The 8,085-nt window shown below is 74.6% G+C and carries 6 protein-coding genes and 3 pseudogenes; 3 read left to right on the top strand and 6 right to left on the bottom strand.

Annotation, left to right across the window (positions count from 1 at the left end; all coding sequences use genetic code 11):
• The 4 genes and pseudogenes from ACWF9Z_RS00775 to ACWF9Z_RS00760 all read right to left on the bottom strand — a co-directional run.
• Positions 1-541: pseudogene (locus tag ACWF9Z_RS00775) on the bottom strand (hypothetical protein); the annotation flags it as partial.
• Positions 538-1,485, bottom strand: a complete 948-nt coding sequence (locus ACWF9Z_RS00770) for an aldo/keto reductase (protein ID WP_453596018.1) — start codon at positions 1,483-1,485, stop codon at positions 538-540. The gene ACWF9Z_RS00770 and the pseudogene ACWF9Z_RS00775, both read right to left, overlap by 4 nt.
• Before the next feature lie 210 nt (positions 1,486-1,695).
• Entirely contained in the window at positions 1,696-2,376 is a 681-nt protein-coding gene (locus ACWF9Z_RS00765; RefSeq protein ID WP_453596016.1) for a hypothetical protein, read from the bottom strand.
• A 76-nt stretch (positions 2,377-2,452) separates the two neighbouring features.
• Positions 2,453-2,860: pseudogene (locus ACWF9Z_RS00760) on the bottom strand (beta-galactosidase); the annotation flags it as partial.
• Between the two features lie 168 nt (positions 2,861-3,028).
• On the opposite strand from ACWF9Z_RS00760, the gene ACWF9Z_RS00755 reads away from it, so the two are divergent.
• Both ACWF9Z_RS00755 and ACWF9Z_RS00750 read left to right on the top strand, forming a co-directional pair.
• Positions 3,029-4,327, top strand: a complete 1,299-nt coding sequence (locus tag ACWF9Z_RS00755; RefSeq protein WP_453596014.1) for a substrate-binding domain-containing protein — start codon at positions 3,029-3,031, stop codon at positions 4,325-4,327.
• A gap of 420 nt (positions 4,328-4,747) precedes the next feature.
• The gene (locus ACWF9Z_RS00750; protein ID WP_453596013.1) at positions 4,748-5,740 is read left to right on the top strand and encodes a hydroxyacid dehydrogenase; all 993 of its coding nucleotides are present in this window, start codon (positions 4,748-4,750) and stop codon (positions 5,738-5,740) included.
• Here ACWF9Z_RS00750 and ACWF9Z_RS00745 read toward each other — a convergent pair.
• Entirely contained in the window at positions 5,724-6,545 is an 822-nt protein-coding gene (locus tag ACWF9Z_RS00745; RefSeq protein WP_453596011.1) for a sugar phosphate isomerase/epimerase family protein, read from the bottom strand. The genes ACWF9Z_RS00750 and ACWF9Z_RS00745 overlap by 17 nt on opposite strands.
• Before the next feature lie 11 nt (positions 6,546-6,556).
• Positions 6,557-7,624: a LacI family DNA-binding transcriptional regulator gene (locus tag ACWF9Z_RS00740; RefSeq protein ID WP_453596009.1), complete on the bottom strand. Its 1,068-nt coding sequence runs from the start codon at positions 7,622-7,624 to the stop codon at positions 6,557-6,559.
• A 242-nt stretch (positions 7,625-7,866) separates the two neighbouring features.
• Here ACWF9Z_RS00740 and ACWF9Z_RS00735 point away from each other — a divergent pair.
• A pseudogene (locus tag ACWF9Z_RS00735) lies at positions 7,867-8,085 on the top strand (Gfo/Idh/MocA family protein); the annotation flags it as partial.

Raw genomic sequence — 8,085 nt, 5'->3', positions numbered from 1 at the left:
TCTCGGTCTCGCTTGACACCCCCGGCCTGGGTGTGTGGCTGGGGTGTGTTGTTGTTGGTGCGCTTCTTTGCCCCCCCCCCCCCCCCCCCCCCCGCCGCCCGTTCAGGTCGGCGCCGAGGGTCTGCTGCCAGGGGCCGCCCTCCCGGAGCCCCGTACTCTCCGGAACCAGGTTGCGGGCGAGTCCCAGGAGCAGGGCCCAGGTGTGCTCCACGGGCGGGGTGCTCGCGCTGCCGGTGCCGCACACGGTGACGCCCGCGCGGGCGGCGGCCTCGTAGTCGATGACCGCGTTGCGCATGCCGGAGGCGATGAGCAGGGTGAGCCGCGGCAGCCGCTCCAGCAGGGTGGCGGGGAACGGTACGCGCTCCCGCAGGGTGACCACGATGTCGAAGTCGGCGAGCCGGGCCGCCAGCGCGTCCTCGTCGGCGAGATGGTCGGTGAAGCAGACCACCTCCACGCGGTCGGCCACCGGGGACCAGTCGGCGGCGGTCGCGGCCGCCGACTGGAAGTCGTCGATGACCGCGCAGCGCAGGGTGTCCGTCATGCGGCGGCCGCCGCGACGGCGTCGACCTCGCCCAGCAGCGTGGCGTCGAGCGGCCGGTCGGCCACGGCCGCGTTGGCACGGACCTGCTCGGCCGAGGTGGCGCCCGCGATGACCGAGGCGCAGCCGGGCTGGGCCGAGAGCCAGCCGATGGCGAGTTCCAGGACGGTGCGGCCGTGCTTCTCGGCGAGCGCGGCCAGCGCTTCCACGATGTCGAGGCGCTGGTCGGTGAGGTAGGTGTCGCGGCCCTCGAGGCGGGAGCCCGCGGGGACGGGTGCGCCGCGGCGGATCTTGCCGGTCAACAGGCCGTTGGCGAGCGGGAAGTAGGGCAGGACGCCGACGCCGTAGTGGAGGGCGGCCGGGACCAGCTCGCGCTCCGCCGACCGCTCGAGCAGCGACCATTCGTTCTGGGCCGACACGAAGGGGGCCGCGCCGGTTTCGCGGGCGACGTGGGCCGCTTCGGCGAGCTGCCAGCCGCTGAAGTTCGAGTGGCCCAGGTAGCGGATCTTGCCCTCGGCGACGAGCTCGCTGAGCGCGGCGAGCGTCTCGGCCACGGGAACGGCCGGGTCGGGGCTGTGCAGCTGGTAGAGATCGATGTGATCGGTCTGCAGGCGGCGCAGCGACGCTTCGACGGCGCGGCGGACGTAGGCGCGGCCGCCCCGGGATCCGGCCGCGGGTCCGTAGCCCATGTCCACGCCGTCGAAGCCGAACTTGCTCGCGAGGACGACCTGGTCGCGGCGGCCCTTGAGGGCTTCGCCGAGGTGGGTTTCGGAGCCTCCCCGGCCGCCGTAGATGTCGGCGGTGTCGAGGAGGGTGATGCCCGCGTCGAGCGCGGCGTCGACGACGGAGCGCGTGGCGCCGGCGTCGAGGCGACCGCCGAAGTTGTTGCAGCCCAGCCCGATCGCCGACACCTGAAGACCTGAACTGCCCAGGGGGAGATAGCGCATGTGTTTCGTTCCTCCACACTCGTCCGGAACATGATCGACCAAGTCGCCAGTCTAGGCCGACCGGTTCGGGCCGGCGGGGTGCCTGTGGACAACCCTGGGCTGCCGTCCGTCGCCGGGCCGGAACCGGACCGGGGGCCGGTGGCAGGTGGCGGGTGGCAGGCGGCAGGTAGCCCGGTCGCCTTTCGTATGTCGCCGGTCGCCGGTCGCCGGTCAGTAGTCGATGTCGACGACCGTGGGGCGGCCGAGGTCGGGCTCGTCGCGCAGGGCCAGCTCGGTGCCGGGAGCCTCCAGTTCGAGCACGACGATCTCGTTCGTCCCGGACCGCCACAGCGGGGCGGGCGCGTACAGGGTGCGCTGCGGGCCGCGCGGAGTGTCGTAGTGGCCCAGGAGGAAGCCGTTCAGCCAGATCAGGCCGGTGCCCCAGCCGGAGAGGTCGATGAACCCGTCGGCGGGGCCGTCCGGGCCGCCGGCGCCGCCGGAGGGATCGGCCGGGCCGAGCTGATGGGTGAAGCGGTGGAAGACGGGCTCGCCCTGGTCCGCCCCGCTCCCGGCGTCGGCCCCGGCCTCGGCCCCGTCGGCGCCGGCGCCGCCCTCGGACCACTCCAGTACGGCCGGCGCGGCCGGATCCGTCAGCGGCAGCGGCCGTATCTCCCACTCGAAGAGGTGCTGGTGCCCGTGGCGGACCGCCCGCGAGATGCCCTTGCGGTCGTCGAGCAGCGGGCCGTAGTTGACCCGGCCCTGGGCCCGGACCAGGACGTCGAGGACGACTCCGTCCTCGCCGACCGCCAGGTCGATCCCCTCGTCGGGGGCGTTGCGGTCCAGGATGCCGAGCGGCACGCCGTCCGCGAAGAGGTACGCCCGGTCGCCCAGTCCGTCGATCTTGACCGGCATGGCGGGTCGGGGGCTCGTCGTTCTCTATCTGGACGGCGACGACGGGTCCGCCGCGGCTCGCCAGGTGGGGCAGCAGCTCGGGGACGACCAGGTCGAACCAGCCGTCCACCTCGGCCTCGAAGCGGGGGTCGGAGCAGCGCAGGCGCAGGCCGTCGTCGGCGAGCAGGCGCGCGGGCAGGCCGCCGAAGTCCCATTCGGCGCAGATGTACGGACCGGGACGGACGATGGCGTCGAGTCCCAGGTCCTGGGCGATGCGCAGGAAGCGGCCGACGTCGCGCCAGCCCGTGAAGTCGGCCTTGCCCGGGGCCTTCTCGTGGAAGTTCCAGGGGACGTAGGTGTCCACGGTGTTGACACCCAGGGCACGCAGCCGGGTGAGGCGGTCCTCCCACAGGCCGGGATGGACCCGGAAGTAGTGCAGGGCCCCCGAAACGATGCGGTGGGGGCGGTCTGCACGCCGGAAGCCGTCCTGGTCGTGCGTGAGCATGCGCTGACTCCCGGGAGAGGTCGTGATGCTGCCGTGAGGTGCGGGACGTGGCCGAATATATGAACGCGCGGCCCACGGCGTCAATGAGCAACTGATCGGAATCGATCGAATCGATCGCTTCGGTTCTCTATGATGGACGGACCGCGTCCGCCGACCGCAGGGAACCCCGTGAGACCACATGTAGACCAGCGCCAGGCCCGGGTGCTCGAGATCGTCCAGGCGCGGGGCAGTGTGCGCGTGGCCGACCTCGCGGGGGAGCTCGACGTCTCCCCCGTGACCCTGCGGCGGGACGTCGAGGCGATGGCGGCGCGCGGCGAGATCCGGCGGATGCACGGGGTGATCAGCCGGGTGGAGGCGGGCCGGCCCGCCCCGGTCGGAGCTGCTGGAACGGTCGGAACGGTCGGAGCGCTTGGAACGGTCGGAGCGGTCGGTACTGCCGAAGCGGGCGGGCCGCCGTCCGGTCCGGGTGACGCGGGTGGATCGGCCGGCGGAGGCGCTGCGCGCGGGGGCGGCGCCGACGGCACCCCCGGCGCGGCCCCCGGCGGCAGCGGGCTGCTGGTCGGAGCGGTGGTCGGGATGGTGGTGCCGACCACCGAGTACTACTACGCCGACGTCGTGCGCGGCGCCCGCGAGGTGGTCGAAGCGCGGGGCGCGCGGCTCACCGTGGGGCTGACGCGCTATCTGCCCGGCGAGGACCGGACGCAGGTGGACCGGCTGCTGTCCACGGGAGCGGACGGACTGCTGCTGACCCCGAACTGGGCCACCGGCTCGCCCGGACCCGGCGAGGGTGCGTGGACGGCGGAACTGCCGGTGCCCACGGTCCTGGTGGAGCGTTGGGCGCCGCCGGGGCATCCGGCCGCGTCGCTGGACCGGGTGGCCTCCGACCACGCGCACGGCGCGGCGCGGGCGGTGCGGCACCTGGCGGGGCTCGGGCACCGGCGGATCGCGCTGGCCAGCCGGGAGACGCCGACCTCCGCACGGCTGCGGGCCGGGTTCGAGGCGGCCGTGGCCGCGCTCGGGCTGGAGCCGGCCCCGGCCTGGGCGGCGGCCGGACCGGGGCCGCGCACGGAGGCGGAGGTGTTCGCGCGGGCGCTGGAGTACCTGCGCGCGGCGGTCACGGAGGGCGGGGTGAGCGCCGCGCTGATCCACAGCGATACGGATGCGATCATGCTCATCCCTCGGCTCCAGGCGCTGGGGGTGCGGGTGCCGGAGGACCTGGCGGTGATCACGTACGACGACGAGGTCGCCGGGCTGGCCGACGTACCGCTGTCGGCGGTGGCTCCGGCCAAGCGCGAGGTGGGGGCGCGGGCGGCGGAGCTGCTGCTCAGCCGCTTGACGGGGGCCGGCCACGGGCCCGGTCGTACGGGGATCGGAGCTTCGGGGGGCGGAGCTTCGCGCACCGGGGTCGCGGAAGACGGCCCCCGGGAGCACCTGGAGCTGCTGCCCCGGCTGACCGTCCGCCCGTGAGGCGCGGGCGGAGCGGGCAGAGCGGGCAGGCGAACGCGTCGAACGGCGTCGCGTCGAACCGATTGTTTCGATCGTCTTGCGCGTTCGCTCTTGACGGCGCGGTGGGCGGTACCAAGGATGGGCTGCGCACGCACGGCTACGGCGCCGCCTCTCTGGGGAGCGGGGGCCGGACCCGGGCGCCGTCCGCCCGTCCGGACGGCGCGAGTGAACCCCCGCGCCCTCGGAGCCGTGTCGTTCCCGATGGGGCGGCCGGGTTTTGTGACCATCTCCCTGTCCACCTTCGAGGCCGCCCGGGACGACGTCGGATCTCACCGCAGGAGCCGCCAAGTGACCCACCCCGCCACCTCGGCCGGCCCGGCATCCGTCCCGGCCGGCCCGGCATCCCCCTCTCCGCCCTACCGGCCCGTCACCGTGCTCGCGATGAGTCCGGACACCCGGGCCGCCATCCTCAGGGGCCGGATCCTGCCGGAGCTGGTCAGGGTCGCCGACGTGGACACCGACCTGCTCGTCACCGACTTCGCTTCCGCCTTCGCCGAGGACTCCTCCGCCCGTCGGCTCGGTGCGGCCGAGGTGGTGTTCACCGGTTGGGGCTGCCCGCCGCTGGAGGCGGACGCGCTGGACCGGATGCCGCGGCTACGGGCTGTCGTGCACGCCGCCGGGAGCGTCAAGCACCATGTGACGCAAGCCTGTTGGGAGCGCGGCCTGCTCGTCTCCAGCGCCGCCGCCGCCAACGCCCTGCCGGTGGCCGAGTACACGCTCGCCGCCATCCTCTTCGCCAACAAGCGCGTCCTGGAGTCCGCCCACGCCTACCGCGCGGCCCGCGGCCCCGTCGACCTGTTCCGCCGCTACCCGGCCGTCGGCAACTACCGGCGCACGGTCGGCCTGGTCGGCGCCTCCCTCATCGGCCGCCGCGTCCTGGAGCTGCTGCGCCCCTTCGACCTCCGGGTCCTCGTGCACGATCCGTACGCCGATCCGGCCGAGCTCGCGGCTCTGGGCGCCGAGGCCGTCTCCCTCGACGAACTGCTGGGCCACAGCGACGTGGTGAGCCTGCACGCTCCCGCGCTGCCTCAGACCTACCATCTGATGAACGCCTCGCGGCTGGCCCTGATGCCGGACGGCGCCACCCTCGTGAACACCGCGCGCGGCTCGCTCGTCGACACGGCCGCGCTCACCGAGGAACTGGTCTCGGGACGGCTGCACGCCGTGCTCGACCACACCGAGCCGGAGGTGCTGCCCGCCGTCTCCCCTCTGTACAACCTGCCGAACGTGCTCCTGACCCCGCACGTCGCGGGGTCGCTGGGCGGGGAGCTGGACCGGCTGGCGGCGACGGCCGTCGAGGAGCTGGAGCGCTACGCCCTGGGACTCGGCTTCCGCCACCCCGTCGACCCGGGCCGGCTCACCTACTCGGCCTGACGGCCCGCGCGGACCCCGCGGACCCACCCGCCGCCAGCCGCTCCAGGTACTCCCGGCCCCGCGCGAGCTGGCCCGGCAGCTCGTCGGCGTCGGGATACCAGCGCTTCTCGTACTCCCAGCAGAGCCAGCCGTCCCGCGGGACGAGGGCCACCGCCTCGGCGAGCGGCAGCGCTCCCCCGCCGAGTCCGACCGGGGTCAGCTCCTGCGCGGACACCACGTCCTTGACCTGTACGTATCCCAGGTGCGCGGCCAGGGCCCGGCTCGACTCGGCGGGCGACTCGCCCCCGAGCCATGTGTGCAGTACGTCCCACAGCACGCCCGTGGCCCGGTGCGCGACCCGGTCCAGCACCCGGGCGGCCGCGGCCGCGGTGCGGTGCGAGTCGTGGGTCTCGAGGAGGATCCGCACCCCGTGCCGCTCCGCGAGCGGGGCGGCGGCCAGCAGCCGGCGGACGGCCCGGTCGTCGGCTTCCGCGGCGGGCTGTGCGCCGCCGCCGGGGAAGACCCGTACGTACGGGGCCTCGAGGTCGGAGGCGAGCCGGACGAGGGCGTGGATCTCGGCGAGGACCGCCTCGTCGGGCCCGGGCGCGGCCACCTTGGCGTACCCCGCGATCCCGAGGACGGTGACGCGCTCGGCCGTCAGCGTCCGCAGGCCCGCCGCGCGGTCGGCCGCGGAACTCTCGGGGTTCAGGGGCTCCTCGGGGTGGGCGCGCAGCTCGAGGCCGTCGTACCCGTGGGCGGCGGCGAGGGCGGCGCTCCGCTCCAGGGAGGTGCCGGGCAGGCCGAGCGTGGAGAAGGCGTACCTCAAGGACGGCTCCCTCAGGTGGCGGCGGGCGGGGCGGCGGTGGAGGCGCGCACCATCAGCTCGGCGGGCAGCGTGGTGATGCCGCCCGGGGGCAGCGCTCTGCGGCCGGTGACCAGGTGGGCGGCGAGCGAGCCCGCCGCGCGCAGCGGCAGCCTCACGGTGGTGAGGGCGGGTGCGGTGTCCAGGCAGACGGGCAGGTCGTCGAAGCCCGCGACGGAGACGTCCTCGGGTATCCGCAGGCCCGCTGCGCGCAGGGCCGCGGCCACGCCGGTGGCGACGGTGTCGTTGGCCGCGGCGACGGCGGTGAAGGGGGCGCCGCGGCGGAGCAGTTCGCGGGTGGCGTCATATCCGGCGGAGCGCTCGAATCCGGCGTGGACGGTGAGGTCCGCGCAGCGCTCGGGCAGTCCGGGATCGTGGGCGCGCAGGGCGTCCCGGTGGCCGCCGAGCCGCTCCCGGGTGGTGCTCAGTTTCGGCGGGCCCGCGACGTAGGCGATGCGGCGGTGGCCGAGGGCCAGCAGGTGCTCGGTCAGCCGGAAGGCGCCGCCGCGGTCGTCGAACATGACGGTGGCGACGGGAAGTCCGGCGGGCAGGGGCAGCGGGGGCCGTCCGCACAGGACCACCGGTGCGCCCGTGGCGGCTATGCGCGCGAGGCGGGCGGCGAGTGCGCGGGTGTGCTCGGGTTCCTCGACGGCGCCGCCGGTCAGGACCACTCCGCCGGCCCGCTGGCCCTCCAGGAGGGCGAGGTAGGCGAGCTCGGCGGCCGGATCCCCCTCGGTGTTGCAGACGACGGCCAGGCGGCGGGCCTCGCCCCGGCCGCCGGGTGCCAGGGCGCTCTGGAAGGAACCGGCGAGGATGCCGAAGAAGCTGTCGGCCACGTCGTGGACGAGGACTCCGACGAGGTCCGAGGTGGCGGCGGCGAGGGCCCGCGCGGGGCCGTTGGCGATGTAGCCGAGGTCCTCGACCGCTTGCTCCACCCGTGTCCTGGTGGCGCCCGCCACCGGATATCCGCCGTTCAGCACGCGCGAGACCGTCGCGGGCGATACGCCCGCCTGTGCCGCGACTTCGGCGAGTGTCACCGCCATCGGACCCTCCTCCCGGTCTCTTCCCATCCGTCCCGGGTCATCGTCTCATCCGGTGTGCGGACCTCCATCTTCCCAGACGGGGAAAGCGCTTTCTATCACCCGTAAGAGTCTTGCACCGCCGTGTTGCACGGCTCTAGCCTGAACGGAGTGAAAGCGCTTTCTACACTCGCTCTCGCTACGGGGACGACATGGAGCGCGTCCCCGCACGGAACAACCACACACGAAGGGAAGGAGGGGGCACCGTGAAGCGCAGGACGATCAAGATCGCCATGAACGGCGTCACCGGGCGGATGGGTTACCGCCAGCACCTGGTCCGCTCCCTGCTCGCGCTGCGCGAGCAGGGCGGGCTCGATCTCGGCGAGGGGGGCCGGGGGGGGGGGGGGGCCGGGGGGGGGGGGGGCCGGCGCGGCGGGGCGCGGGGCGCCGCCCGCCGGCGCGGGAGGGTGATCACGAACACACGC

It is taken from the genome of Streptomyces sp. NPDC054961 (genome assembly GCF_053609145.1).
Note: the sequence above shows the minus strand (reverse complement) of the source record. Positions and strands in the feature narration are given on the sequence as shown.